Origin of the sequence: Caballeronia udeis (assembly GCF_044909315.1) — a bacterium.
Taxonomy (GTDB): domain Bacteria; phylum Pseudomonadota; class Gammaproteobacteria; order Burkholderiales; family Burkholderiaceae; genus Caballeronia; species Caballeronia udeis_A.
Genome location: NZ_JBIYEB010000033.1, coordinates 40,451 through 65,529, shown reverse-complemented (window position 1 = coordinate 65,529; position 25,079 = coordinate 40,451). Strand labels below are relative to the sequence as shown.

Sequence of the window (25,079 nt, the reverse complement as noted above, 5' to 3'; positions counted from 1 at the left end):
TCGACGCCGCCTAAGTCTGCGCTAAGGCGTTTGTTCTATTAACGTCTTGCACGTCACGATGCAAGTCAATCACGTGAACGGCCACCTGCCCGTCAACTTTCTCCCGGCGTTCTATCGATGCAAACAAGCCAAACTCCTGCCTTCGGCGCGCCCGCCAAGCTCTTCCACTGGCTTACGGTACTGCTGCTGGCCGCGCAGTACGCGATCGGCTGGCTGATGCCCGATGTCCATCGGGACACGCAGCCTGTTGGTTTGATCGGGCTGCATCTGTCTTTGGGCGCGACGATCGTATTGCTGGTACTGGTGCGGCTCGCATGGCGTTTCAGTCACAAGCCGCCCGCGGAATCGAGCATCCTGCCGGCGTCCATGCGACTGGCCGCGAGGGTCACCCACGCGTTGCTTTACGTGTTACTGATCGCGCTGCCATTGATGGGATGGGCGAACGCTTCGGCAAGAGGTTGGGCTGTATCGCTGTTCCATGTCGTGCCGCTGCCCGCACTCGCCGCCACGGGCTCGGCATTCGGGCATACGCTTGGCGACGTCCACAAACTCACCGCGTGGGTCCTGCTGGTGCTCATTGGACTGCACGTGGCTGCTGCGTTGTTCCACCAGTTCGTCATTCGTGACGACACCCTCGGCAGGATGCTGCCCGGCGTGCGCAAGATACGCTGAGAGCGGCTGACGTTCCTGTTTTCATCGCTGTGCTGACCCTGGAGCCCTCGTGCCCAGAAGGTCAGGCAGCCTCACGCTCGCCGAAAGCAGTGTGGGCTCTCCTGCGGCCGGGTGGTCCGTCTGCATGAGCGGTAAAGCTAATCGAAATAATTCGGTAATAGCGGTGACTCGTTGTTGACCCAGACTAACGGGAAGTGTGCCGGTTGAATCGGCATGCACTGCTGCTCATTAAAATGATTCGATAGCCTGGAGATACGGGAATGAAAATTCGATTTCGCCTTGCAGGAGTGACCAGTTTGCTGGGCGCGGCCATGGTGGCCGGCTGCGGCACCGGCAACATGCTTTCCGGCACGCCTGCAAACGGGATTGCCAATGCGGGGCACGTGCTGCTGGTCAGCATCGACGGCCTGCATGAGCAGGATCTCGCGTACTGCGTGGCAGCGAAGACCTGTCCCAACATTGCATCGCTTGCCCAAACCGGCGTTACGTACTCGAATGCGTACACGCCGGGATTGTCCGATTCGTTCCCGGGGCTGGCGGCCATCCTGACCGGCGGCTCGCCGAAGACAGCGGGCTTGTTCTACGATGTCTCGTATGATCGCACGCTCTACGCGCCGGGCGATACGCAATGCACCGGTCCCCAGGGCTGGAACGTCGCATTCGATGAAACCACTGGTTTTGACGCGATCAACGGCGGCGCGCTGACCCACCTCGACGGCGGTGGTGCGTTCAACCCGCAGGCTATTCCCAACGCGAAGGTCAATGGCGTTTGCACGCCGGTCTATCCGCATAACTACTTGAAGACCAACACCGTTTTCGAAGTGGTGAAACAGCAGCTTGCGAACTCGCGCACCGCATGGGCCGACAAACATGCATGGGGCTACGACTGGGTGAACGGACCGTCGGGCAAGGGCGTGGACGACCTCGCGCGCACCGAGATCAACTCGCTGGACCCGGCCACGAAGACCGACTACACCGACGTGTACACGCACACGGAAAAATTTGACAACCTTCATGTGCAGGCCATCATCAACCAGATCGATGGCAAGGATTCGAGTGGTGCGAACAGCGCCCGCGTGCCGACACTCTTCGGGACCAATTTCCAGACCTTGAGCGTGGCGCAAAAGACGCCGAATGCGGGCGGAGGCGGTTACACGGACGCGCGCTTCACACCCGGCCCGCAGGTGGCTGCCGCGATCGCCTACACGGACGATGCGCTGGGAAAGATCGTGGCTGAACTGAAGGCGGAAAACTTGTACGCGTCGACGGTCATGATCGTTACGTCGAAGCATGGCCAGTCGCCGGCCGATCACACGAAACTGGTCAAGAACGGCGACACGCTCACGGCGTTGCTCGAAGCGAATAACTACCTCGACCGGCAAGGCAAGTTCGGACAGGCGGTGACCCGAAGCGGCAACATGAACGACGGCTCGGGCCTGGCCGGAACGGGCCTCGTACAGACCGACGACCTTGGCCTGATCTGGTTGCGGGATCAGTCGCAGACGGGCGCTGCTGTCGCGTCCCTGCAAGCAAATCTTGCATGTACACCTAAGGGTATTTGCGCCGATGACCCGCAAGCGTCGATCCTGTCAGGCGCGGCGCTCGCCGCGAAGTTCGGCGATCCCGCGCAGGGCCGCGCGCCCGACATCATCGTGCAGCCGAACCCGGGCGTGATCTATACGAAGAGCAAGAAGAAAGACGCGGAACACGGCGGCAATGCGCCTGATGACAGTCATCTGGGCCTGCTGGTGTCGTATCCCACGCTGCAGCCCGCCACGAACGCCAGCACGGTCAGCATGACGCAGGTTGCGCCGACCATCCTGAAGTCGCTGAACATCGATCCCGCGCTATTGCAGTCGGTTGCGGCCGAAGGGACGCCGGTGCTGCCGGGCCTTGGCTTTTGATGAGGTGAAGGTGAAGCAGACGGTGCTCGGGGCCGTTGTGGCTCCCGGCACCGGCAGCCTGTGGCGGCGTGTGAGCTAGCAGCTTCCCGGCAACTCGTCCGGGAAGCTCGCGAGTCGTACGGGGAGAAGCGAGTTATCGCGGCTTATCGTGTCACCCAGCCGCGCCGGATCAGCGGCGCGAATAGCGGCCGGTACGCAAGCATCGCGGCCCGCACCACAGGTGCTGCGAACCAGCGTCCGCCGAGGGCACTCAGCCACGCACTGAAGACCGAGACCGACGCAGCGCCCGCTATATCGAAGGGGAAATGCACGCCAAGATAAATTCGCGCCCATGCCATAGGCAGGCCAAGAAGGGCGAGTACCCAGCCTGCGCGACGCGCCTCGGGATGCATCAGGAAGCTAAACGCCACGGCCCACAGGAAGGTCAGGTGATCGCTCGGAAAGGACGAATCCGCACTGTGCACGATCAGGGCATGGCCGAGGCCAATCGCAAAAGGCCGTGGATGCGGCCACAGCACACCAATTATCTGCGCCGCCAGTAAAGCAAGCAGAGCGGACGCACTGGCTTCAATCAACCAATGCCGCAGGGTGTCGCTGCCGCGCAACCAGCCGAAGACAAGCGTGACGGGCACGAGCCAGATGGCGTATTCGCCGAACAGGATGGCCAGGGCGACAACGCCGCGATCTGGTTGCGCCGATGCGCCGATCAACAAAAAAAGAGACTGGTTGATTGCTTCCATAGCCTTCGATAGATCAGTGGATGATCGGCAAGCTTATCGAACGAGGCTTAGCGGACGCTTATGAGAACCGGGAAGACAACGCTTGATCCGGTTTCGGGTTCAGAATCCCCATAGCGCGGTGACTCAAGATTCACCAGGGTCAGGGGACAAGCACGCAGATAACAAGCTTGTAATCGCCGTGTCAGGGTGCGGTCATGGGTGGTTGCACAGAATGGAGTCCTGCTCTTCGCTGTTTCACGTTGATGATTTCAACGCGATGATTTCACCACGATGAGTCGGGGGGCTTCAATCATGGTGACTGAGGCCATATTTAGAGAGGTCTACTTATCATGAAAAAGATTATCTGCACACTACTGACCGCTGCTCTGATTGTTCCGGCCGTATCGTTCGCGCAAACCAGCAATGGTCCCGTTACTCGCGCCCAGGTACGCGCCGAACTCGTGCAACTTGAAAATGCGGGCTACCGGCCCGGCACAAAGCAAATTCACTATCCCGATGAGATACAGGCGGCTGAACAACGCGTGCAAGCGAGCAATAACGCGTATGCGTCAGAGAGCGGTGCACACGGAAGCAGCTCAGTGGCAGCGGCTACGGCGTCACCGCGCAGTGACGCGGCTAACTAGGGCCGGGCGAATGGACAAGCGGGGCGCTTGCCGCATCGACCTGGTCGGTGCGGCCTTCTCCTTGCAGCTTCAGAAGAAAACCCCTGCAACAACGCGGCTAGTTATACCCAAGTATTGCAATGGCCGTAATGTCGGCACGATCGGACACGTTGCAGGCGAGCACGGTCATGGGCGCCTGCAGCATCGACACGTACGAGGAGCATTGCTTTTCGGTTTTGGGGATTGCCTTGGATACCTTGCTGCGGGTGATTGCAGGCGACGAGGTCGAGGCATTGAGATGATTGAACGTCTTCATGTTGAACACCACTTCGTTTAGTTATTGGCGAAAACAACGGCGTGCCGCGGTAGACATATGTGCGCCATCGCACAATCCCGAGACTAAGCACCGGACAGCCGAAGTTCGTGTTCTTCCAGTAAGCGCCAACTGCTAACTTCAGGACATTGGTAGTGTTACCAATGCGGCCGCACAGGCCCGTGCCGCCTGAGGCCTGTTCGGCGTTAAGCGTATGTTTGGGGCAACAGTATTGAAGGTTCGCAAGCGCAGCCGTCTGGCGTTATCGCGTTGTGCTTCACAAAGCGGATACGTTGCAAGAATGACCACGTGAACAGCGATGCGATATCAAGCGCGATGCATACGTGGTGTGCTGCTTTCCGAGGGTGTCACCGTCGGCCCTGAGCGCGATGCGCGGGGTGAAAACCAAACCCGTGTTGCACCAAATGCCCCACGTGTTTTCACGGACGCAGCGTTCCGGCGTAGCGGCTTTTATTCTGCCAGCGGACGGTTCGACGTCGCTTCAGCTTCTTCACCAACTCCTGCCGTCTCATCCTGCGTCGTACCCTCAAGACCTAGTTGCCGCCGTGCTTTATCCCAATACTCGTCTGCGCGTCCTTCGGGACTACCGTCTTGTTCCCAAAGATGGAACGCAAGCGTGCGAATCTGCTCTTCCGACATTTCGACGTCCATAGTCTGCCCCGTAAAAGTGAGTATCCGATCCGAAAAACTTCAGTCAACGCAAAGCGTGACCGCGCCAAGCTCGCTTGAGCTTAATGACCTTGGCAGCAATTTTCGTGACACCGAAGACTCAAGCTGAGGCGCGGGAGAAGGCGGAGGGCGCCGGGGCGTGTCGAAATACCTGCCGAACGGCGCCGCGGCGGTCAAAACCGCACTGAACGTATGAGGATTGAATCGCCAAGGCAGAAGGCCTGGAAAAGGGGCAGGGTGCTCGAACCTTGGCGCATCAGGGAGGCTCGTCGCACACTATCGGGCCATGAAAAAACGCGGCCGCCCTTTAAGAGCGGCCGTTATGAGTCACATCGCTTAAGCCGGGCGGCGTATCGCCCGGGTATTTCAAGGACTAAAAAATCACATACACCTTGCGCATGGCTTCTTCCACTTCCCACAGTCCCTCGGTGTTCGCTTCGAAAAACAGCGTGTCGCCGCTGGCGAAGTGAATCGTGTCTTCGCCGTCCGGCGTAAAGCGGCCGCGTCCCGCGAGGAAATGCATCACCTCCGCCTGCTTCACCGAACGCCGGTACGTCCCCTCCGTGCATTCGAAAATCCCGGTGTCAATCGCCTCGCTGCCTTTGATCACGCGTTGCACGCCCGAGACTTTGATTGGCGTCGTGCCGGGCAAACCGGCGCTGCCCCAATCCTCGAGATTTTGCAGGCTGACGCTCTGCTTGATTTGCTGAACCTTCATGTGGACCTTATTGATTCGTTATTCGTCATGTCAGACCGCGCTATCCCGCTCTACGGTTCGCTCGATTTTCCCCAGCCGCACAACGGTCACGCCGGGGCGCAACTGCCGCAACGAAGGCATCACCAGCATGCAGTCGTCGTAAGGCGTATGGATCGGCTCGCCATTCGACCAGCCGATCAAACTGCCCGCTTCGGGGAAAATTTCCAGACCCGTGTAAGGCGCGGCAAAGCGAAAATCCATGCTCTGCGCCACAACCGGTTGCGTCACGCGCACAACGTGCATGGTTTGCGGCAGGGGGCTAAGCCAGTCTTCAGGCAGGTCTTCACTGTCGACCACTCCGGACAGCAGCAGGAAGCGTGCGGTGGTATCGCGGGCGACCGTGACGGCGCTGCGTTCCCAGTGCTGTCCGCATTCGATCAACAGCGCGTTCCTGGGGCTGCCCGCATCGCCGAAACCCTCGTAGTCGCGCATGCGGCGGCCTTCGGGATGGCCTTCGTCGCAGATCACCGTGGCCGGCGTGCCGAGCCGCAATGACAAGTCGATGCCCTTGTCCAGCGGACCCGCGACAATCAGCGGCTTGCTGCGTTCGTGCATGGAGTGGAGGTCGAGCAGGGCGTCCACGGTATCAATGACCGGACGCATCTCGCGAGCTCGTGCAAGCTCGCTGGATGTACGCGATGTGTCGTCGAGCACCTTGCTGGTCCACACGCGGTTGAAGTCCTGGTCGACGAAACGCGCGGCATCGGGCTTCGACGGATCGAAGCTCGCATATGCCGCGACGTTCGCGAACGAGAGCGTCAGGCGTCCGCGTCGTGGCCGCAATTTCAAACGCAGCAGCGCGTCGACCACAATTGCGCCGCACACCTCGTTACCGTGTGTCAGCGCGTTGATCATCACGTGCGGTCCCGGCAGACCGGAGTCGAACGTGTGCACATACGGAATGCCCGTCCCGGACTCCGCATGCACCGAGATATCGGGGAACGTGACTTCGATTGGATAATGCTCGGCCGGTGTGCTCATGCGAGATTCCCCTGGCACAGGTATTTGATGGAGAGGTAGTCGTCGAGGCCGTACTTGGATCCTTCGCGGCCATAACCGGATTCTTTCACACCGCCGAAGGGCGCTGCTTCGCTGGACAACGCGCCTTCGTTGATGCCCACAATGCCTGCTTCCAGCGCGCGCGACACACGGTCGATACGGCGCAGGTCCTGGCTGTAGAAATACGAAGCGAGGCCAAACGGCGTGTTGTTGGCGGCTTCGATGGCTTCAGGTTCATCGTCGAAACGGAACAGCGGCACGACCGGCCCGAAGGTCTCTTCGCCGCACAGGAGCATCTCGTGATTAGCGTCGGCGAGCACGGTCGGCGCGTAGTAATTCGGGCCGAGTTCCGGCAGACGCTTGCCGCCGGCGAGCACGCGCGCGCCGTGAGCAAGGGCGTCGTCTACATGGCGGGCGATCTTGTCGAGTGCGCGGATGTTGATCATCGGGCCGATCTGCGCGTCGGGATCGGTGGCCGGTGCGACCTTCAGTTCGGCAACGCGGCGGCTCAGCATGTCCGCGAATTTGTCGTAGACACCTGCTTGTACATACACGCGGTTGGGGCATACGCAGGTCTGTCCGCCATTGCGGAACTTGGAGGCGAGAAGGCCGGTGACGGCGGCGTCGAGGTCGGCGTCATCGAAGACAATGAACGGTGCATTGCCACCCAGCTCCAGCGATAACTTCTTCAGCGTCCCCGCCGATTCGCGCGCCAGATATTTGCCCACCGGCGTCGAACCGGTGAACGTGATCTTGCGCACGCGCGAATCTTCGAGCCAGTCGGCAACGGTCGCCACCGCATGATCCCGCGAAGCCGTGATGAGGTTGAGCACGCCCGCCGGCACACCGGCTTCGTGCGCCAGCAGGACCAATGCCGAAGCAGTCAGCGGCGTGTCTTCGGCGGGCTTCGCGACCACCGTGCAGCCGGCCGCGAGCGCCGGCGCGATCTTGCGCGCGATCATCGCGAGCGGGAAATTCCACGGCGTAATGGCAGCAACAATGCCGACCGGTTCCTTCGCCGCCGTCATGCGTTTGCCGCGCTGCTGCTGCGGAATGATGTCCCCGTAAATGCGCGTGGCTTCGTCGGCGAACCATGCAACGTACGACGCGCCATACGCCACTTCACCCCGGCCTTCGGCCAGCGGCTTGCCTTGTTCCAGCGAGATCAGCGCGCCGAGCGCGTCCTGGTTCGCCACGATCAGCGCGTTCCATTTATGCAGGATCGTCGCGCGTTCTTTCGGCAGCAAGTTGCGCCACGCAGGCGCTGCGCGTGCGGCGGCGTCGGTGGCGGCGCGGGCGTCGGCGGGGCTGCTGTCGGCGACTTGCGTGATGACCGTGCCGGTGGCCGGATCGCTGACGGCGAAGCGTGCGCCGTCAGCGGCCGCGCACCATTGGCCATCGATGAAATTGTCCGAGCGGATCAATTCCTTCAGTTCGAACTGGCGTGTCATAAGTCCATGCTCCTGATTTAAGCCAACTATGTTCACCGCAATGCGTCACGCGTGCTGGTTCAAGCCAGCCGCGCAGCAATTGCCTGGCCGACTTCCGTCGTGCTTGCCTTGCCGCCGAGGTCGCCGGTATGCGGACCTTCCTTGAGGGTTGCTTCAATAGCCGCAAGGATCGCATCGTGCGCGTCTTTTTCAGGGCCTTTGAAGTCACCGACGAACTCGAGCATCATGGCCGCCGACCAGATCATGGCGACCGGGTTGGCGATGTTCTTGCCCGCAATGTCCGGCGCCGATCCATGCACCGGTTCGAACAGCGACGGGAATTTGCGCTCGGGGTTCAGGTTGCCCGACGGCGCGAGGCCGATGGTGCCCGTGCAGGCGGGACCGAGGTCGGAGAGGATGTCGCCGAACAGGTTGGTGGCCACGACCACGTCGAAGCGGTCCGGATTCAGGACGAAGCGAGCGCACAGGATGTCGATGTGCTGCTTGTCCCATTTCACGTCCGGATAGAGCGCCGCGACTTCGGCAGCGCGCTGGTCCCACCACGGCATGCTGATCGCGATGCCATTGCTTTTCGTGGCGACGGTGATCTTTTTCTTCTCGCGGCGCTGGGCGAGATCGAATGCGAACTTCAGCACGCGTTCGCTGCCGTGGCGCGTGAAGACGGATTCCTGAAGCACGAACTCGCGGTCCGTGCCTTCGAACATCACGCCGCCCACCGATGAATATTCGCCTTCGGTGTTTTCACGCACGATCCAGAAGTCGATGTCGCCGGCCTTGCGGTTCGCGAGCGGCGACGGCACGCCTTCGAACAAACGGGCCGGGCGCAGGTTGATGTACTGGTCGAATTCGCGGCGGAATTTAAGGAGCGAGCCCCACAGCGAGATGTGATCGGGAACGGTGTCGGGCCAGCCGACCGCGCCGAAGAGGATGGCGTTGCAGTCCTGCAGTTGCGCTTTCCAGTCGTCAGGCATCATCTGGCCGTGTTTCAGGTAGTACTCGCAGCTGGCCCATTCAATGTGCTTGTATTCGATGGAAATGCCGAAGCGCCTGGTGGCGGCGTCGAGGACGCGGATGGCTTCGGGCATGACTTCCGTGCCAATGCCATCGCCGGGGATGATTGCAATCTTGTACGTCTTGGTCATGTTCGGAATCCTGTTAAGGGTTTATCGCATAAGGGTTTGCACCCGGGCTGGCACCAACCTGTGGCGATTATTTTATTCCGTGCGGCAAGGCTTAAAATCAGCGTTTTGGTTAAGCCACTGTGCACGAAGCGTGAATAATGAATATCCCGTCTTCCCCGAATCTCGATGATCTCCGCGTCTTCTGCACCGTCGCCCGCAAGTCCAGCTTCAGTGCGGCGGCCGAGGTGCTGGCGGTCTCGGCGGCGTATGTCAGCAAGCGCGTGAGCGTGCTCGAAACCGATCTCGGCACGCGCCTGCTGCATCGCTCCACGCGCCGCGTCGCCATTACCGAGGCCGGGGAACGGGTCTACGCGTGGGCTGAAAAAATCCTCGACGACGTCGACCACCTCGTGGAAGACGTCTCCACCACGCGGCGCATTCCACGCGGCACGTTGCGTATCTCCAGCAGCTTCGGGTTTGGACGGCATATTGTGGCGCCGGCACTGGCGCGTCTCTCCGACCAGCATCCGCAACTGAGCGTGCGCCTGGACCTGTTCGACCGGCTGGTGGATGTGGCGGGGGAAGGTTTTGACCTGGATATCCGGATTGGCGACGAGATCGCGGCGCATTTGATTGCGAAGCGGCTGGCGTCGAATCATCGGGTGCTGTGCGCGTCGCCGGATTACGTGGAGCGTCATGGCGCGCCAAGGCAACTGGCCGATCTCGCGAGCCACGCGTGTCTCGCGATCAAGGAACGTGACCATCCGTTCGGTTTGTGGCGCTTGCATGTGCGTGGCGAACCGGTTTCGATCAAGGTGACCGGGCCGTTGTCGACGAATCACGGCGAGGTCGCGGTGCAATGGGCGCTGGCCGGGCGCGGGATCGTGCTGCGCTCGCTGTGGGACGTTCGTCCCTTGCTTGAGAGCGGCCAGTTGGTGCAGGTGCTGCCCGATGTTACGCAGCCCGCCAACGTCTGGGCGGTGTACCCGGCGCGGTTGGCGGCATCCGCGAAAGTGCGGGTATGCGTGGACTTTCTCGCCGACGAGTTCGCGCAGTGGAACCTGCCGGCGCCCTGAGATTCTCTAACTGTGATTCTGTGAAAACAGGCTTTCGAGCGGGTAGTGATTCTTCACGAACGGCGACTTGATGATGATGAAGCTGAAGTACTTCTCAATGCCGATATCGCGCTCGAGCAGGCCTTCAATAATGCTTTGGTAATGACTGACACTGCGCGTGACGAACTTGAGCAGGTAGTCGTATCCGCCGCTTGCCAGATGGCACTCCACGATTTCATCCACGTCCTTGATCGCCGCGACGAACTTGATGAAGTCCTCGCGGCGATGATCGGCAAGCGTGACTTCGGTGAAGACGATCTGTACGTCGCCGAGTTTCTCCAGCTGGATCTGCGCGCCATAACCGACTATGTACCCGGCTTTCTCCAGCCGCTTCACGCGGATCAGGCACGGGCTTGGAGAGAGCCCGACCGCGTCGGCCAGCTCGACATTCGTGATGCGGCCTTTCTTCTGCAATTGCGAAAGGATGCGCAGATCTATGCGGTCAAGCTTGCCTTCGCTGCTCATCGTCAGGGTGTCTCTCCAGTTGCGTGGGATCGTCTCGACCGTGATTTTCGATCCGGGTCATTCGATCTTTGATTTGATCTCTGATTTGATCTTATCACGCAGCTACGTGAGCTTTCACCTGTGCTTCGGCTCCGCCCGGGGCTTCGTTCAGCTTCAGCGCGGCGCGGACTTCCGGCTCCGCGAGCACGTCGTCCAGCGTCTTCTCAAGGCGCTCGAACATCAGGTCGAACTCTGCTTCCGTGTAGCTGAGGGCGGGCGCAAAACCCAGGATGTTGTCGCCGAAAGCGCGGAACACCAGGCGGTTCCGGTACGCGGCGGCCGTGATCCGGTCGGACAGGTTAAGCGATGCGTCGAACCCCTTTTTGGTTGCCTTGTCCGAGACGAGTTCGAGCGCGCCCAGCAAACCGCGGTGCCGTGAATCGCCAACCAGCGGATGCGCGAGCAGCGCGTCGAGGCCGCGTGCAAAGCGCCCGGCAAGACGAACGCCGTTCTCGAGCAGGCCGCCTTCGTGATAGAGGCGCAGCACTTCGAGGCCAATGGCCGCGCTGACCGGGTGCGCCGAATACGTATGACCATGGCCGACGATCGCAGCCGTGTCGCCGTTTGCGATGCCCTGGTACACAGCGTCCGACATCAATACCGCGCCCATGGGTGCGTAGCCGGCCGTCAGGCCCTTGGCGACCGTCATCAGGTCCGGTTCAACATCTTCGGCCTGGCAGGCGAACAGCGGGCCGGTACGGCCGAAACCGGTGATGACTTCGTCGGCGACGAACAGGATGCCGAGTGCGCGGCACGCTTCGCGCATGGCATTGATCCAGCCGAACGGCGGCACGATCACGCCGCCCGAGCCCTGGATCGGTTCGCAGAAGAACGCGGCGACATTGTCGGCCCCGAGTTCGGCGACCTTCGTTTCCAGTGCGGCGACGGACGCGGCGATCAGCGCGGCGTCATCGGCGAAATTGTTGCGGTACGCGTACGGCGACGGGATGTGATGCTGGTTCGGCAGCGGCACGTCGAAGTTGCGGTGGAACGCCGGCAGGGCGGTGAGTCCTGCGCCGACCGACGATGAGCCGTGATAACCGCGTTCGAGCGCGATGATGTGTTTCTTCGATGACCGGCCGGTCGCGTTGAAGTAGTGCGTGATGAAACGCAGTGCCGAGTCGACCGCGTCCGATCCGCCCAGCGTGAAATACACGTGCTGCAGCGATGCCGGCGACAACTCGACCAGTTTCTCGGCCAGTTCGATCGCGGGTGCGTTGCCGAAGTGGAAATAGCTGGTGGCGTAGGGCAGCTTCGTCATTTGCTCGGCTGCCACTTTCACGATGCTCGGCTGGCCGTAGCCGACGTTGACGCACCAGAGGCCGGAGAAGGCGTCGAGGAGTTCGTTGCCTTCGGCGTCGCGCAGGAACGAGCCGCTGGCGGAGTCGAGTACGGTGACGCCGCGGGCTTCGTGAGCGCGGTAGTTGATGACCGGATGAATCAGATGCTTGCGGTCGGCTTCAATGAGTGATTGGATCGACATGGGGATTTTTTCTCGTCGCGGAAAGGGGCTGGGGACCGTTCCATACTAGAGAAGGAGGGGGGTGCCCCGACGCCCTAAACAATTCGTGAAATAGCGCGAATGCCGCGTTTTGCAGCGCGTCCGCAGCATTTTCTGCGGCAGACGCGCAAAAGCGGTAATTCGTAGGGATTTGCCATGGTGAAGGGCGGACCGCCGACCCCGCGAACGGCCCTCCCCGGAGGGCTTTTACATCATGGCCTGGTTAATGATCCCGAACTGCCTGACGTCCGGATCGGCGGGAGGAAAGGGTGCCGCCAAATCCGGCGTCGCACTCTCGGGCCCATTCAAAACCATCTTCACCACCGTATCCACCCGCGGCAGTCCCAGTCCGTCCAGCCACTGGGTCAAGCCGCTATCTCCAGGGGTATCGATACGAACAAACACCCCCTCGTTCAACGACAGCCAATGACTGATCAAGGCCTTCGCCCGGCTCGAATCAGGCGCATCCGGAGCCACCACCGGCCCAATCGCAAACCCGCGGCCAAAACGCCGGAACAAGGCAAAACCCAGCAACTCGCCATCGCGGTCCAGCGCAATCCCATCCGCATTCTCAAGCAACGCCGGCAGCACCTCGCCCCGATCCAGCCCGCATGCGCGCGAAGCCAGCTCGATCAACCTGGGGGTATCGTTGGAACCCAGCGGCCGCAGCCGCTCTCCCGCCGGCAACGACACCAAAGGCGGCTGGAACGCCGCGCCCTGATGCTGGTCCAGCGTGCCCGCAGCCCGGAACCCCAACTTCTCATACAGCGGCTGTCCGGCGGGCGTTGCGTGCAGAAACGTCACGCGCTTCCCCAGCCGTTCCAGCACCAGTTCCATCAGCTTCTTGCCAATCCCGCGGCCCTGCCACGCCGGCGACACGATCACCATGCCCAGCGACGCGCGCTCAGCGCCGTAAGTCCAGCACAACGCGGTGCCGATCACCCCTTCCGCCGCTTCGGCGACAAACCCCGTGCCCGCCTGCAGCACGAAACGCCAGTCGTCCGCCCGATGCGGCCATTTCAGCTCGACGGTCAACCCGTGCGCCGCGGCGATATCGTCGGCGGTAAAGGCTCTATAGGTAACTTGTTCGCTCATTCGTTCGTTGACTTGCTCGGACACGCCGACCTCCCTCGATGGCTTTCACTTCAGCCGCTCCGCAACCCACTCATCAGGCCTTTTATCAAACTTAAATCAAGCTCAAGCTCAGGTTTCACGCCGCCACTCTCGCACCCCACAAGCGACGTGGCTAGGACGATCTTTTCATGAAAGAACGCTCAGGCCGCACCGCACGAAGTTCAATGCAAAACGGCGTGTCGGCGCTCTTAAAACGCGTGTGATCTGCTGAGCCGCTGTTTTTGTCGACGATAAATGCCGCACGGCCGGCCCTACGATTTCATAAGGCCGGGCAGGGTCGCGTGCCGCGGCTGGCCGGGCCTTCAGGCTTGCCGTGACTCACACGAAAGCAAGGGCAAACCCTGAGCCCGCACACGGGCCGCGAAGGGGCCGCAACGCCAACCGCATACTCTGCTGCCGACACCCTGAAAAACGCGTGTTTTGTGTTTTTGGATTGCATGAATCAGGGACACCCATGTTTTTTGCGCTGATTAAATCTATTACAGGAATGCACTTCCCTGTTTTCGCCACTGAACCGCTCGCCGGTTCATATCAACGATAGGACTATCACCATGATCGAATTCGAACCGAAGTACATCACCTTCGATTGCTACGGCACACTGACCAAGTTCCGCCTCGCCGACATGACGCGGGAAATGTACGGCGACGTGCTGAGCGGCCCCGATATGGACAAGCTGATTGCGTTCTTCTCGGGTTATCGGCGCGATGAAGTGCTCGGTGCATGGAAGCCGTATCGCGACGTGCTCGTGAATGCGTTCAAACGGGCCTGCAAACGCATGAATGTCGAATTCGATGAAGCCAAGGCGGAAACGTTCTATACCGCCGTGCCGACCTGGGGTCCGCACCCGGACGTACCGGAAGGTCTCTCGCGGCTGGCGAAGAAATACAAGCTGGTGATCCTGTCGAATGCGTCGAACAACCAGATCCAGAGCAACGTCGACAAGCTCGGCGCGCCGTTCCATGCTGTCTTCACGGCCGAGCAGGCGCAGTCGTACAAACCGCGCATGCAAGGCTTCGAGTACATGTTCGATCAGTTGAACTGCAACCCGGAAGACGTGCTGCACGTGTCGTCAAGCCTGCGCTACGACCTGATGACCGCCCACGACATGGGCGTGAAACACAAGGCGTTCGTCAAGCGCGGCCATGAACCGTCGACGCCGTACTACGAGTACACCGAAGTCGACGACATCCCGCATCTCGCCACGCTGCTCGGCCTGTAAGCGGTGGTTGTAAGCACCAGCGGCAAGCAGTTCCAGTTCCAACGCTTCTTGCATCAGGGAATCGCCTTATGAAGCTCGACTCCTACTGGCTCGACACCGCGCCGCCGCTGCGCTCGACGAGCGATGGCCCCGTCGATGGTCATGTCGACGTGGCGGTGGTCGGGGCGGGCTTCACGGGCTTGTCGGCGGCGCTGGCGCTGGGCAAACGCGGTGCATCGGTGGCGGTGCTGGACGCGGGACGAATTGGCGGCGGTGCGTCGGGCCGCAACGGCGGTCAGGTCAATACCGGCGTTGCGCAGGATTTTGCCGCACTGGTCCAGCAGCTTGGAGTGGAGAAGGCGCGCGGATGTTATCGGGCGTATGCGGCCGCGGTCGATACCGTCGAACGCCTGATCCGCGAAGAGCAGATTGAGTGCGATTACCTCGCATCGGGCAAGTTGAAGCTGGCGTCGAAACCCCATCATCTCGAGCATCTGGAGAAGACGGCGGAGGTGATCCGGCGTGAAGTCGATGGCGATATCGAGATCATCGGCCGTGACCGGATCCGGACGGAAGTTCAGTCGGACAGTTTTTTCGGCGGCCTGCTGCAGCGTCATGGCGGCCAGATGCACATGGGCAAGTTTGCCGTTGGTCTGGCGGACGCCGCCGTGCGTAACGGCGCGAAGCTTTACGAAAACGCGCCCGTGACATCGATAGAAAAGATCGCTGACGGGGGTTACCGGATCGTGTGCGCACGTGGCGAAGTCCGCGCAAAGCAAGTGCTGGTCGCTACCGGACCGTCACGGCAAGGGCCGTTTGGCTGGTACCGGCGACGCCTGGCGCCGGTGGGGTCTTTTATCGTGGTGACGGAGCCGTTTCCGGCCGACCTGGTCAACCAGATCTTCCCGAATCGCCGCGCATATACAACGTCGCGCCTGATGCACAACTATTTCCGCATCACGCCCGATTCGCGGTTGCTGTACGGCGGCCGGGCGCGCTTTACGGCGTCCGAGCAGCCGTCGGACGCGAAGAGCGGACGCATCCTGCAGGACGGCCTCGCGGAGATGTTCCCGGCGCTGGCGCAGGCACGCATCGACTATTGCTGGGGTGGTCTCGTCGATATCACCGCGGACCGGCTGCCGCGTGCGGGCCAGCATGAGGGCATCTATTTTTCGATGGGTTACAGCGGCCACGGCACGCAGATGTCCACGCACATGGGGCAGGTCATGGCCGATGTCATGGACGGCCGCACAGCCGCGAATCCGTGGCGTGAATTCGAGTGGCCCGCGATTCCCGGCCACACGGGCAAGCCCTGGTTCCTGCCGCTTGTCGGCACGTACTACCGCATCAAGGATGTGTTTTATTAAGTTCGACCGGCGGCGCTTTCCTGCCGCCCGGCATTTTTGTATCGACGTCCCCGCATCAAACCGAAATACACCAAGACCAAGACCCACCCCAGCCACCTCGCGGAGAAGTTTCAATGACTAAAGAAAATCTGCAACACGCCGATGCCCCAGCCGGGACTCAAGTGAGCGAACTCGGGCGTCTGACCCGGCGGGGCGCGTCGCGGCGCGAGGTGTTGCGCGCACTGGCCGCGGCCGGCATGGCCTCGATGACCGGGGCGGGGTTGCTCACCGCGAGCGGCGCGGCGCTCGCGCAGGAAAAACCGAAGCAGGGCGGCAAGATCCGCGTGGCGACGCAGTCGGCATCCGCCGCGGACACGCTGGATCCGGCCAAGGGCGCACTCGGCACGGACTATGTGCGTGCAAACATGTTCTACAACGGCCTGACCGAACTGGACTCGCATCTCGGCGCGAAGATGGCGCTGGCCGAGTCGCTGGAGTCGAAAGATGCGACCGTGTGGATCGTGAAGCTGCGCAGCGGCGTGCAATTCCATGATGGCAAATCGCTTGCGCCGGCCGACGTGATCTATTCGCTGATGCGTCACAAGGATCCGGCGACGGCATCGAAGGCTAAAACGCTCGCCGACCAGTTCAAGGAAATCAAGGCCACGGGCCCGAACGAGCTCACCATCACGCTGGAAGGCGCGAACGCCGACCTGCCGGTGATCCTGGCGGACTCGCACTTCCTCATCATCAAGGACGGCACGACCGACTTCAAGACGGCTATTGGCACCGGTCCCTTCACGCTCAAGGATTTCTCGCCGGGTGTGCGTACGGTCGGCGTGAGGAACGAGAAGTACTGGAAGCCGGGCATGCCGCACCTGGACGAGGTCGAGCTGATTGGGATTGGCGACGAATCCGCTCGCGTGAATGCGCTGCTGTCCGGCGATGTGCAACTGATCAACGCGATCAGCCCGCGCTCGACGGGCCGCATCAAGGGGACGCCGGGGTTCACGGTGCTGGAGACGAAGACGGGCCAGTACACCGACCTGATTGTTCGCGACGACGGCGGGATGACCGGCATCGATGATTTTCGTCGGGGTATGTTCTATCTATTGGACCGCGAGCAGATCCGCCGCGCCGTGTTCCAGGGTTTCGGCACGATCGCCAACGACCAGCCGATCGATCCGACCAACAAGTACTACATGCCCGGCATTCCGCAACGCCCCTACGACCCGGAGAAAGCCAAGTTTTACTTCCAGAAGGCGAAGGTGGGCAACGCGCCCGTGCAGATTTTTGCGTCGCCGGCGGCTGACGGCTCGGTGGAAATGGCAGTGCTGTTGCAGCAGGCCGCGCCCGCGGCGGGGCTGAACCTGCAAGTCACGCGCGTGCCCGCCGACGGCTACTGGTCGAACCACTGGATGAAACATCCGCTGGGCTTCGGCAATATCAATGCCCGCCCAAGCGCCGACGTGCTGTTCACGCAGTTCTTCAAGTCGGACGCGCCATGGAACGAAGCGAACTGGAAGAGCCCGAAGTTCGACCAGATGCTGGTGGCGGCGCGCGGCGAGCCGGACGACGCCAAGCGCAAGCAGATCTACGGCGACATGCAGGTATTGGTGCACGAGAACGGCGGTGTCGGCATTCCGATGTTCCAGAGCTCGATCGACGGTTTCACGACCAAGCTCAAGGGCCTGGGTTCGATCCCGCTGGCCGGCCTGATGGGCTTCATGTTCGCGGAGCATGTCTGGCTGGAGAGTTAAAACAGGGCTAAGCGGTCCTGTAAATCAGGCAGTAAAGCACGCCGCCCGCGCGGGGCGTGCCGTTTCAACCCCGGAGGCGGAACATGAAAGCACACGCGTCACGACTTATCGCTGCTCGCCTGGGCCTTGCACTGCTCACCCTGCTGATTGTCTCGGCAGTGGTATTTGGCATCACGGGCCTGCTCCCCGGTGACGCCGCGCAGCAGGCGCTCGGGCAGGCAGCCACGCCCGAAGCGGTCACAGCGTTACGGCACCAGTTCGGGCTCGACCAGCCGGCCTTGCAGCGCTACTTCGAGTGGCTCTACCTGATCGTCACCGGCAACTTCGGCACCTCGTTGTCCAATAGCTTGCCGGTCAGTCAACTGATTGCCACGCGCCTGCCCAACTCGCTCATGCTGGCCGGATTGACGGCGCTCGTATCCGTGCCGGTCGCATTGTTCATCGGCATTTTCTCGGCCATGTTTCGCGGCTCGCTGCTCGACCGCGTGCTCAACGTGCTGACGCTGTCCACGGTCGCGGTGCCTGAGTTCCTGATCGCGACCATCGCCGTGCTGGTGTTCGCCGTGAAGCTGCGCTGGCTGCCCGCGTTGTCGTATTTGTCCGAGGTGTCGTCGTTCGGCGGACTGTTGCGGATCTACGCCATGCCCGTCATGACGCTGTGTTGCGTGCTCGTGGCCCAGATGGCGCGCATGACACGCGCCGCCGTGCTCGACCAGCTCAATGCGTCCTACGTCGAGATGGCGATCCTGAAAGGCGCGTCGCCCATGCGCGTGGTCCTGCGCCACGTGCTGCCGAACACCATTGGCCCGATCGCGAATGCGGTGGCGCTGAGCCTCTCGTATCTGTTCGGCGGCGTGGTGATCGTCGAATCGATTTTCAATTATCCGGGTCTCGCCAGCCTCATGGTCGACGCCGTCACGAACCGCGACATGCCGCTGGTACAGGGCTGCGTCATGGTGTTCTGCGCGGCTTACCTGCTGCTTGTGCTGATTGCCGACCTGGCTCAAATCATATCCAACCCGAGGCTGCGTCAACGATGAACCGACCCGCCAACTCCTCCATTCACCATCCCGGCACCGAGCTCTACGAAATGGGCCTCGATGAAATCGTCAATGACCTGGCCGTGCCGGAGCCCGAGCCTGAGCTCGCAGGGCCACGGCCCGGCGTGTTGAAGCGGCTGCACCGGCGCTTCTCCGTGCTTGGCCTGATCGGCCTCGTGATGGTTGTGTTCTGGCTGACGATCGCGGTCGTCGGCCCGTGGATCGCGCCTTATAAAAGCGGCGCGCTGTCTTCGGTGGATGTCTTCGCCGGATCGAGCCGCGCGTTCCTGCTGGGCACCGACTACCTCGGCCGCGACATGCTCAGCCGGATTCTCTACGGCACCCGTTATACGGTCGGGCTGGCCTTGGCCGCAGCGTTGCTGGCGAGCCTGATCGGCACGTTCTTCGGGCTGGTTGCCGCCGTGTCGGGCCGCTGGGTCGATGAAATCCTGAGCCGCCTGTTCGACGCGCTGATCTCCATTCCGAGCAAGGTCCTTGCGCTGGTCGTGATCGCCGCGTTTGGTTCATCCATTCCCATGCTGATGGGCGTCGCCGCGCTTGCCTACATCCCCGGTGCGTTCCGCATCTCGCGCTCGCTTGCGGTCAACGTGATGACGCTCGAATACGTGCAGGTCGCGCGGGCTCGCGGCGAAAAGCTGTTCTACATTGCCCGCGTGGAAGTGCTGCCCAACATGATCCATCCCATGCTCGCCGACTTCGGCCTGCGCTTCGTGTTCATCGTGTTGCTGCTCAGCGGCCTGAGCTTCCTGGGCCTCGGCGTGCAGCCGCCCAATGCCGACTGGGGCTCGCTGGTGCGCGAGAACATCGGTGGCCTGGCTGAGGGAGCGCCTGCCGTCATGATGCCGGCCATCGCGATTGCGACGCTGACTGTCGGCGTGAATCTGCTGATCGATAACCTGCGCCGCCGTGGCGGCCGCGGGCAAGGAGCTGCGCAATGAGTGCCCACACGATCGACATGATTCAAGTAAAGGGCTTGCGAGTGGTGGCAGGCGCCGCCCCCGATCCGGTGACCGAGATCGTGAAGGGCGTCGACTTCTCGGTGAAGAAAGGCGAAGTGCTTGCGTTGATCGGCGAGTCGGGATCGGGCAAGACGACCATCGCGCTGGCGTTGCTGGGGTATGCGCGGCAGGGCTGTTCCATCAGTGGCGGATCGGTGCGGATCGGCGAGACGGAAGTGCTCGAACTCGACCAGCAAGGCCGCCGGGCGCTACGCGCCCGGACGGTGGCGTATGTGGCGCAAAGTGCGTCGTCGGGGTTCAATCCGGCGCGCACGATTATCGACCAGGTGACCGAGCCTGCGTTGCTGCATCGCCTGATGACGAAGGACGCGGCGCGGCGCAAGGCGATCGAGTTGTTTCGCGCGCTTGCATTGCCGGAAGCCGATACGATCGGCGAGCGTTATCCGCACCAGGTCTCGGGCGGGCAGTTGCAGCGCCTGATGGCGGCCATGGCGCTGATCACCGATCCAGCCGTGGTGGTGTTCGACGAGCCGACGACCGCGCTCGATGTGACCACGCAAATTGAAGTGCTCGCGGCGTTCAAGAAGGTGATCCGAGAGCTGGGAACGACGGCGGTCTACGTGTCGCACGACCTGGCCGTGGTGGCGCAAATGGCGGACCGGATTGTCGTGTTGAACGGCGGCCGGGTAAAAGAGAATGGCCTGGTGGCGCAGGTGCTCGATGCGCCCGCTGACGCGTACACGCAGCAGTTGCTGGCCGCCACGCGGCGGCCGGAACCGGTGTTGTGCGTGCAGACCGCGGCGCAGAAACTCGCGCCGCCCCTGCTCGAAATCCGCGGGCTGGCGGCGGGTTATGGCCGTATCGACCGTTATGGTGCGCCGGCCGTGCGCGTGCTCGACGACGTCAGCCTCTCCATTGCGCGCGGCTGCACGCTGGGGGTGATCGGGGAATCAGGATCGGGCAAGACGACGCTGGCGCGCGTGGTGGCGGGTCTGGTCGACCGGGCGCGCGGTGAAGTTTTCTTCGACGGCAAGCCGCTGCCTGCCCAGCTGTCACAACGTACTCCTGATCAATATCGCCAGATCCAGATCGTGTTCCAGAACGCCGATACCGCGTTGAACCCGAGCCATACCATTGCCGATATCCTTAGCCGGCCGCTCGCTTTTTATCATCGTCTGCGCGGGGCGGCGGCGCGCAAGCGGATGCTGGAACTGCTCGATCTCGTCAAGCTGCCGGCTTCCATTGCGCAGCGCACGCCGGCGGGTTTGTCGGGCGGACAGAAGCAGCGTGTCAACCTGGCGCGTGCGCTCGCGGCCGATCCCGCGCTGATCCTCTGCGATGAAGTCACCTCCGCGCTCGACACCGTGGTGGGTGCGGCGATCCTCGACCTGCTTGCCGAACTGCGCCGCGAGCTGGGCGTGTCGTACATGTTCATCAGCCACGACATTTCGACGGTGCGTTCGATCTGCGACGAAGTGATCGTGCTGTACGCGGGACATCGCGTGGAGGCGGGCGAGCGCGAGGTACTCGCGGCGCCGCCGTATCACCCGTACACAGGCTTGCTGGTCGACTCCGTGCCGGCGCTGAAACCCGGCTGGCTGGACGCACGCCGCCTGGTCGACAGCGCCGCGTTGCCGCAGATGGGCGAGAGCGCCGACATACCTGAACTGTGCAGCTTCAGGGCGCGCTGTCCGGTTCGTATCGACGGTAAATGCAACGCCACGCCACCCTCCGTGAAGAAGCTGCCCTCGGGCGCGGAAATTCTTTGCCACCATTCAACGGCCGAGCTGAGCCGGATGCAGACAATAGAGGTAGTTGAAGCATGAGCGGACGGTTCGTGCGGCTCGCGGAAACGGAGCGCAAGACGTTTGTGATAACAGTCGACGGCGTGGCGCGGCAGGCCGCCGATGGCGACACGCTGATGGTCGCCTTGCTGACCGGGATGAGGACCTTGCGCGACTCCGAATTCGGCGATGGCCGCCGCGCGGGTTTCTGCCTGATGGGCGCGTGCCAGGATTGCTGGGTCTGGACCGCCGACGGTGACCGGTTGCGCGCATGCACCACGCCGGCGGTTGCGGGCATGTCGATCGTTACGCAACTTGCCACCGCCGGGGAGGGCATATGGCCGCGCGGGTGATCGTGATCGGCGCGGGACCGGCGGGTGTGCGGGCGGCTGAGGCGCTGGCCGAAGCAGGTCTGCGGCCGACGGTGATCGATGAAGGGCGACGGGACGGCGGGCAGATTTATCGACGCCAGCCGGAGGGTTTTACGCGCTCCTATGAGACGCTCTACGGCACCGAAAGCACACGCGCGGCTGGGTTGCATCAGAGCTTCGACGCACTCAGGAACCGCATTGACTATCTGCCTGAGACGCTTGTCTGGAACATCTCGGCGAACGCCGTGCATCTCGTCAGCGGGGAGTCTTACCGGACGCTCGAATTCGATGCGCTGATCATTTGCAGCGGCGCAACGGACCGGTTGATGCCGGTCAAAGGCTGGCACTACGCCGGTACCTATAGCCTGGGGGGCGCGCAAGTCGCGCTGAAGTCGCAAGGCTGTTCGATCGGTTCGCGAGTCGTGCTGATGGGCACCGGGCCGCTGCTTTACCTCGTCGCTGCGCAGTATGTGAAGGCGGGCGCCGCGGTGTCCGCCGTCTTCGATACCTCCACGCTTTTGCAACGGCTCAGTGCGTTGCCGAAGCTGCTCGCCATTCCCGCCGCGTTGAAGAAAGGCATCGCTTTGATGGGAGTGCTAAGGCGTGCACAGGTGCGGGTGTACCGCGGTGTACGGCCCCTTGAAATAAGCGGTTCGGCTGAGCACGGCGTGAGTCATGTGGAAGTTGCGCTGCAAAGCGGCATGCCTTTCAAGGTGGCTTGCGATGCGGTCGCGCTCGGTTATCACTTGCGTCCGGAGACGCAGCTCGCCGATCTGGCCGGCTGCGAATTTTCCTTCGATGAAGCCGCGCAGCAATGGCTTCCCGCTACCGATGAAGACGGCCGCAGCAGCGTCAAAGGGGTCTATCTGGCGGGTGACGGCGCGCGTATCCGTGGCGCCGATGCGGCCGAACGTTCCGGCCGTCTCGCCGCTCTCGCCGCGATGCAGGACGCTGGCCTGAAGGTTGAAGGGCTGGCGACCCTGCGCGAACAACTGCAGGTCTTCAATCGCTTCGCGGCCGGCCTGCGCAAGGCATTCCCCTGGCCGGCACGCTTCGCGAGCATGTTGCCGGACGAGACTATTGTGTGCCGTTGCGAAGCCATTACCGCGGGCGAGTTACGTCGTGTGGTCCGGGAAACCGGTGCGCAGGAAGCGAACAGAGCGAAGGCATTTTCGCGCGTGGGCATGGGCCGGTGCCAGGGCCGCTTTTGCGCTCACGCGGGAGCGGAAGTGATCGCGGCGGCGGCCTCCGTGCCGCTGGCGGCCGTTGGACGGTTACGCGGGCAAGCGCCCGTCAAGCCGTTGCCGGTCAGGCTGGCAGAGGAAGCGGAGGCGAGCGAATGACCGCGAATTCCCGGGGCGCCAGGGGGACGGCTCAGCTAACCGATCGCCGGGCCGATGTGATCGTGATCGGCGGCGGCATCATGGGCACGACCACCGCGTTCTTCCTGCGCCGCCGTAATCCCGCTTGTTCCGTGATCCTGCTCGAGCGCGGCCTGACCGGCCAGCAGGCGAGCGGCGTCAACTTCGGCGGTATCCGCAGGCAAGGCCGTGCGCTGCCGCAACTCGCGATGGCGAACCGCGCGCTCAACACATGGCAGCGTTCAAAGGAACTGCTGGGCGAGGACGTCGAATTCCTGCCGTCGAGCCATACACGGGTCTGTTATCACGCGCACGACGCGGACACGTTCGACCGCTATGCCGCCGATGCGCGCGCCTATGGCCTTGAACTGGAAGTGCTGCACGGTCAGGCGATGTTCAACCGTTTTCCTTTTCTCGGCCGCGAGGTACTGGCGGCGTCCATCTCGCCGCTCGACGGCCATGCGAATCCGCGCCTCGCCGCGCCGGCCTTCGGCCGGGCGGCGGCGCGGCTTGGCGCGCAAGTGGTGGAGAACACGGAGATCGTGCGGGTGGAGAAGGACGGCGATGGTTTCCGCGTGGAGACTGCGGCAGGCGTTGTGTATCGATCAGCGCAGCTCGTGATTTGCGCGGGCGCCTGGGCAAGCTGGCTCAGCGAGCAGTTCGGCGAGCCGGTGCCGCTGCGCGCAAGCGGACCGCAAATGTCCGTCACTGAACCCGTACCGTATGTCTTCAAGTCGTCCATCGGGGTGTTCACATCGATCAAGCAGGAGGGCATCTACTTCCGCCAGATTCCCCGCGGCAACATCATCATAGGCGGCGGCCCACCCGGTCCCGCCGACACCCTCACGCGGCGCGCGTCCGTGCTGCCGGTGAATACCGTGCGTCAGATCGCGCAGCTTCGCCGGCTGGTTCCCGCGATGGCGCCGCTGCACGTGATCCGGGTCTGGAGCGGTGTGGAAGGATACTTGCCCGACGGCGAGCCGGTGATCGGCCGCAGCTCGACAACCGACGGCCTGTTCTATGCGTTCGGCTTCAGCGGCTCGGGGTTCCAGATTGGCCCGGGCGTGGGTGAGACGCTGGCCGAGTTGATCGATACCGGTACGACATCGATTCCGCTCGATGCATTTTCGGTCAGCCGGTTTGCGGCGTTTGCCGCTTCACCGCCGGCTCAACCCGTGGTGGCCACGTCATGAAACAGTCCATGCCGCTGACTGAAGCACGTGCGTTTATCGAGGCTCACTTCGATGAACCAGTGACGCTTGCACAACTGGCCGAGCTGTCCGCGCTTAGCGTGTCGCGGTTCGCGACCGCGTTCCGGCAGCAGTTTGGTTCCTCGCCTTACCGGTATTTATGCGGACTACGGATTGAGCGCGCGCAGGCCTTGCTGCTGGCGGGCATACCGGGATCGGTGGTGGCGGCTGAAGTCGGGTTCTTCGACCAGAGCCATTTCGCCCGGCACTTCAAACGTTTCTGTGGAATGACGCCCAGCATGTATCTGAAGCGCTCGCGCGCCCGATGTTCAGCGCAGGGCAGCAGCGTGTTGTTGCGCGGCGCCGGTACTGAAGACGAGTCAGCGGACCAGCGAACGCTCTGCGAGGAAATTGCGTGAGGGTGGCGTTTAATTAAATGACCGGAAAGGTTAAAGAAATAAAACCGTAAGCCGATATTGCCAGCATAGCCACTTGAGCCGGCCCTGAAAATCGCGAGATCCGAACTCGTGCAGATGATGGTTGAG

The 25,079-nt window shown here is 62.3% G+C and carries 24 protein-coding genes; 14 read left to right on the top strand and 10 right to left on the bottom strand.

The window, feature by feature from the left end:
• Positions 1 to 117: 117 nt before the first annotated feature.
• Both ABH944_RS36595 and ABH944_RS36590 read left to right on the top strand, forming a co-directional pair.
• Positions 118 to 672 (top strand): cytochrome b, encoded by a 555-nt coding sequence (locus ABH944_RS36595; RefSeq protein WP_404612769.1) that lies wholly within the window; start codon positions 118 to 120, stop codon positions 670 to 672.
• A gap of 338 nt (positions 673 to 1,010) precedes the next feature.
• Positions 1,011 to 2,576 (top strand): alkaline phosphatase family protein, encoded by a 1,566-nt coding sequence (locus tag ABH944_RS36590; RefSeq protein WP_404612883.1) that lies wholly within the window; start codon positions 1,011 to 1,013, stop codon positions 2,574 to 2,576.
• Positions 2,577 to 2,719: 143 nt separating this feature from the next.
• On the opposite strand, the gene ABH944_RS36585 is transcribed toward ABH944_RS36590, so the two are convergent.
• On the bottom strand, positions 2,720 to 3,316 hold the full coding sequence (locus tag ABH944_RS36585) for an undecaprenyl-diphosphatase (protein ID WP_404612771.1): 597 nt from the start codon (positions 3,314 to 3,316) through the stop codon (positions 2,720 to 2,722).
• Positions 3,317 to 3,645: 329 nt separating this feature from the next.
• Between ABH944_RS36585 and ABH944_RS36580 the strand changes: the two genes are divergently transcribed.
• Entirely contained in the window at positions 3,646 to 3,939 is a 294-nt protein-coding gene (locus ABH944_RS36580; RefSeq protein ID WP_404612773.1) for a DUF4148 domain-containing protein, read from the top strand.
• A gap of 97 nt (positions 3,940 to 4,036) precedes the next feature.
• Here the strand turns inward: ABH944_RS36580 and ABH944_RS36575 are convergent, their stop codons facing one another.
• From ABH944_RS36575 to ABH944_RS36550, 6 genes are all read right to left on the bottom strand, one after another.
• A complete protein-coding gene (locus ABH944_RS36575; RefSeq protein WP_404612775.1) occupies positions 4,037 to 4,234 on the bottom strand; it encodes a hypothetical protein in 198 nt (65 codons plus the stop codon).
• Between the two features lie 468 nt (positions 4,235 to 4,702).
• Positions 4,703 to 4,903: a DUF2934 domain-containing protein gene (locus ABH944_RS36570; protein WP_404612777.1), complete on the bottom strand. Its 201-nt coding sequence runs from the start codon at positions 4,901 to 4,903 to the stop codon at positions 4,703 to 4,705.
• A gap of 391 nt (positions 4,904 to 5,294) precedes the next feature.
• Positions 5,295 to 5,639: a cupin domain-containing protein gene (locus ABH944_RS36565; protein ID WP_062089175.1), complete on the bottom strand. Its 345-nt coding sequence runs from the start codon at positions 5,637 to 5,639 to the stop codon at positions 5,295 to 5,297.
• A 30-nt stretch (positions 5,640 to 5,669) separates the two neighbouring features.
• On the bottom strand, positions 5,670 to 6,659 hold the full coding sequence (locus ABH944_RS36560) for a M14 family metallopeptidase (RefSeq protein ID WP_404612779.1): 990 nt from the start codon (positions 6,657 to 6,659) through the stop codon (positions 5,670 to 5,672).
• A complete protein-coding gene (locus tag ABH944_RS36555) occupies positions 6,656 to 8,128 on the bottom strand; it encodes an NAD-dependent succinate-semialdehyde dehydrogenase (protein WP_404612781.1) in 1,473 nt (490 codons plus the stop codon). Before ABH944_RS36555 ends, ABH944_RS36560 begins: the two co-directional genes overlap by 4 nt.
• A 59-nt stretch (positions 8,129 to 8,187) precedes the next feature.
• The gene (locus ABH944_RS36550; protein WP_404612783.1) at positions 8,188 to 9,270 is read right to left on the bottom strand and encodes a tartrate dehydrogenase; all 1,083 of its coding nucleotides are present in this window, start codon (positions 9,268 to 9,270) and stop codon (positions 8,188 to 8,190) included.
• A gap of 143 nt (positions 9,271 to 9,413) precedes the next feature.
• On the opposite strand from ABH944_RS36550, the gene ABH944_RS36545 reads away from it, so the two are divergent.
• Positions 9,414 to 10,325, top strand: a complete 912-nt coding sequence (locus ABH944_RS36545; RefSeq protein ID WP_404612886.1) for a LysR substrate-binding domain-containing protein — start codon at positions 9,414 to 9,416, stop codon at positions 10,323 to 10,325.
• A 6-nt stretch (positions 10,326 to 10,331) separates the two neighbouring features.
• On the opposite strand, the gene ABH944_RS36540 is transcribed toward ABH944_RS36545, so the two are convergent.
• The 3 genes from ABH944_RS36540 to ABH944_RS36530 form a co-directional block, all read right to left on the bottom strand.
• Positions 10,332 to 10,829 (bottom strand): Lrp/AsnC family transcriptional regulator, encoded by a 498-nt coding sequence (locus ABH944_RS36540; protein WP_062089182.1) that lies wholly within the window; start codon positions 10,827 to 10,829, stop codon positions 10,332 to 10,334.
• Positions 10,830 to 10,923: 94 nt separating this feature from the next.
• The gene (locus ABH944_RS36535) at positions 10,924 to 12,351 is read right to left on the bottom strand and encodes an aspartate aminotransferase family protein (RefSeq protein ID WP_404612785.1); all 1,428 of its coding nucleotides are present in this window, start codon (positions 12,349 to 12,351) and stop codon (positions 10,924 to 10,926) included.
• A 225-nt stretch (positions 12,352 to 12,576) separates the two neighbouring features.
• Positions 12,577 to 13,464 (bottom strand): GNAT family N-acetyltransferase, encoded by an 888-nt coding sequence (locus ABH944_RS36530; protein WP_404612888.1) that lies wholly within the window; start codon positions 13,462 to 13,464, stop codon positions 12,577 to 12,579.
• Between the two features lie 590 nt (positions 13,465 to 14,054).
• Between ABH944_RS36530 and ABH944_RS36525 the strand changes: the two genes are divergently transcribed.
• The 10 genes from ABH944_RS36525 (at position 14,055) to ABH944_RS36480 (ending at position 24,953) form a co-directional block, all read left to right on the top strand.
• Positions 14,055 to 14,723: a haloacid dehalogenase type II gene (locus ABH944_RS36525; protein WP_404612787.1), complete on the top strand. Its 669-nt coding sequence runs from the start codon at positions 14,055 to 14,057 to the stop codon at positions 14,721 to 14,723.
• Positions 14,724 to 14,791: 68 nt separating this feature from the next.
• Positions 14,792 to 16,069, top strand: coding sequence for an NAD(P)/FAD-dependent oxidoreductase (locus tag ABH944_RS36520; RefSeq protein WP_404612789.1), 1,278 nt, complete (start codon positions 14,792 to 14,794; stop codon positions 16,067 to 16,069).
• A gap of 113 nt (positions 16,070 to 16,182) precedes the next feature.
• Positions 16,183 to 17,808, top strand: coding sequence for an ABC transporter substrate-binding protein (locus tag ABH944_RS36515; RefSeq protein WP_404612791.1), 1,626 nt, complete (start codon positions 16,183 to 16,185; stop codon positions 17,806 to 17,808).
• An 83-nt stretch (positions 17,809 to 17,891) separates the two neighbouring features.
• Entirely contained in the window at positions 17,892 to 18,848 is a 957-nt protein-coding gene (locus ABH944_RS36510) for an ABC transporter permease (RefSeq protein ID WP_404612793.1), read from the top strand.
• On the top strand, positions 18,845 to 19,807 hold the full coding sequence (locus ABH944_RS36505) for an ABC transporter permease (protein ID WP_404612794.1): 963 nt from the start codon (positions 18,845 to 18,847) through the stop codon (positions 19,805 to 19,807). Before ABH944_RS36510 ends, ABH944_RS36505 begins: the two co-directional genes overlap by 4 nt.
• Positions 19,804 to 21,654 carry an ABC transporter ATP-binding protein gene (locus tag ABH944_RS36500; RefSeq protein WP_404612796.1) on the top strand — a complete coding sequence of 617 codons (1,851 nt, stop codon included), beginning with the start codon at positions 19,804 to 19,806 and terminating at the stop codon, positions 21,652 to 21,654. Before ABH944_RS36505 ends, ABH944_RS36500 begins: the two co-directional genes overlap by 4 nt.
• Positions 21,651 to 21,965, top strand: a complete 315-nt coding sequence (locus ABH944_RS36495; RefSeq protein ID WP_097274197.1) for a (2Fe-2S)-binding protein — start codon at positions 21,651 to 21,653, stop codon at positions 21,963 to 21,965. Before ABH944_RS36500 ends, ABH944_RS36495 begins: the two co-directional genes overlap by 4 nt.
• Positions 21,950 to 23,326, top strand: coding sequence for an FAD/NAD(P)-dependent oxidoreductase (locus ABH944_RS36490; protein WP_404612799.1), 1,377 nt, complete (start codon positions 21,950 to 21,952; stop codon positions 23,324 to 23,326). Before ABH944_RS36495 ends, ABH944_RS36490 begins: the two co-directional genes overlap by 16 nt.
• Complete coding sequence (locus ABH944_RS36485; RefSeq protein WP_404612801.1) at positions 23,323 to 24,537, top strand: NAD(P)/FAD-dependent oxidoreductase; 1,215 nt, start codon at positions 23,323 to 23,325, stop codon at positions 24,535 to 24,537. The genes ABH944_RS36490 and ABH944_RS36485 overlap by 4 nt, the downstream gene beginning before the upstream one ends.
• A complete protein-coding gene (locus tag ABH944_RS36480; protein WP_404612803.1) occupies positions 24,534 to 24,953 on the top strand; it encodes a helix-turn-helix domain-containing protein in 420 nt (139 codons plus the stop codon). Before ABH944_RS36485 ends, ABH944_RS36480 begins: the two co-directional genes overlap by 4 nt.
• Positions 24,954 to 25,079: the final 126 nt, after the last annotated feature.

Excerpts from the sequence above, each read along its gene's own strand:
- ABH944_RS36595 (WP_404612769.1), top strand. The coding sequence starts at position 118 with ATGCAAACAAGCCAAACTCCTGCCTTCGGCGCGCCCGCCAAGCTCTTC.
- ABH944_RS36590 (WP_404612883.1), top strand. The coding sequence starts at position 1,011 with ATGCTTTCCGGCACGCCTGCAAACGGGATTGCCAATGCGGGGCACGTG.
- ABH944_RS36585 (WP_404612771.1), bottom strand. The coding sequence starts at position 3,316 with ATGGAAGCAATCAACCAGTCTCTTTTTTTGTTGATCGGCGCATCGGCG.
- ABH944_RS36580 (WP_404612773.1), top strand. The coding sequence starts at position 3,646 with ATGAAAAAGATTATCTGCACACTACTGACCGCTGCTCTGATTGTTCCG.
- ABH944_RS36575 (WP_404612775.1), bottom strand. The coding sequence starts at position 4,234 with ATGAAGACGTTCAATCATCTCAATGCCTCGACCTCGTCGCCTGCAATC.
- ABH944_RS36570 (WP_404612777.1), bottom strand. The coding sequence starts at position 4,903 with ATGGACGTCGAAATGTCGGAAGAGCAGATTCGCACGCTTGCGTTCCAT.
- ABH944_RS36565 (WP_062089175.1), bottom strand. The coding sequence starts at position 5,639 with ATGAAGGTTCAGCAAATCAAGCAGAGCGTCAGCCTGCAAAATCTCGAG.
- ABH944_RS36560 (WP_404612779.1), bottom strand. The coding sequence starts at position 6,659 with ATGAGCACACCGGCCGAGCATTATCCAATCGAAGTCACGTTCCCCGAT.
- ABH944_RS36555 (WP_404612781.1), bottom strand. The coding sequence starts at position 8,128 with ATGACACGCCAGTTCGAACTGAAGGAATTGATCCGCTCGGACAATTTC.
- ABH944_RS36550 (WP_404612783.1), bottom strand. The coding sequence starts at position 9,270 with ATGACCAAGACGTACAAGATTGCAATCATCCCCGGCGATGGCATTGGC.
- ABH944_RS36540 (WP_062089182.1), bottom strand. The coding sequence starts at position 10,829 with ATGAGCAGCGAAGGCAAGCTTGACCGCATAGATCTGCGCATCCTTTCG.
- ABH944_RS36535 (WP_404612785.1), bottom strand. The coding sequence starts at position 12,351 with ATGTCGATCCAATCACTCATTGAAGCCGACCGCAAGCATCTGATTCAT.
- ABH944_RS36530 (WP_404612888.1), bottom strand. The coding sequence starts at position 13,464 with ATGAGCGAACAAGTTACCTATAGAGCCTTTACCGCCGACGATATCGCC.
- ABH944_RS36525 (WP_404612787.1), top strand. The coding sequence starts at position 14,055 with ATGATCGAATTCGAACCGAAGTACATCACCTTCGATTGCTACGGCACA.
- ABH944_RS36520 (WP_404612789.1), top strand. The coding sequence starts at position 14,792 with ATGAAGCTCGACTCCTACTGGCTCGACACCGCGCCGCCGCTGCGCTCG.
- ABH944_RS36515 (WP_404612791.1), top strand. The coding sequence starts at position 16,183 with ATGACTAAAGAAAATCTGCAACACGCCGATGCCCCAGCCGGGACTCAA.
- ABH944_RS36510 (WP_404612793.1), top strand. The coding sequence starts at position 17,892 with ATGAAAGCACACGCGTCACGACTTATCGCTGCTCGCCTGGGCCTTGCA.
- ABH944_RS36505 (WP_404612794.1), top strand. The coding sequence starts at position 18,845 with ATGAACCGACCCGCCAACTCCTCCATTCACCATCCCGGCACCGAGCTC.
- ABH944_RS36500 (WP_404612796.1), top strand. The coding sequence starts at position 19,804 with ATGAGTGCCCACACGATCGACATGATTCAAGTAAAGGGCTTGCGAGTG.
- ABH944_RS36495 (WP_097274197.1), top strand. The coding sequence starts at position 21,651 with ATGAGCGGACGGTTCGTGCGGCTCGCGGAAACGGAGCGCAAGACGTTT.
- ABH944_RS36490 (WP_404612799.1), top strand. The coding sequence starts at position 21,950 with ATGGCCGCGCGGGTGATCGTGATCGGCGCGGGACCGGCGGGTGTGCGG.
- ABH944_RS36485 (WP_404612801.1), top strand. The coding sequence starts at position 23,323 with ATGACCGCGAATTCCCGGGGCGCCAGGGGGACGGCTCAGCTAACCGAT.
- ABH944_RS36480 (WP_404612803.1), top strand. The coding sequence starts at position 24,534 with ATGAAACAGTCCATGCCGCTGACTGAAGCACGTGCGTTTATCGAGGCT.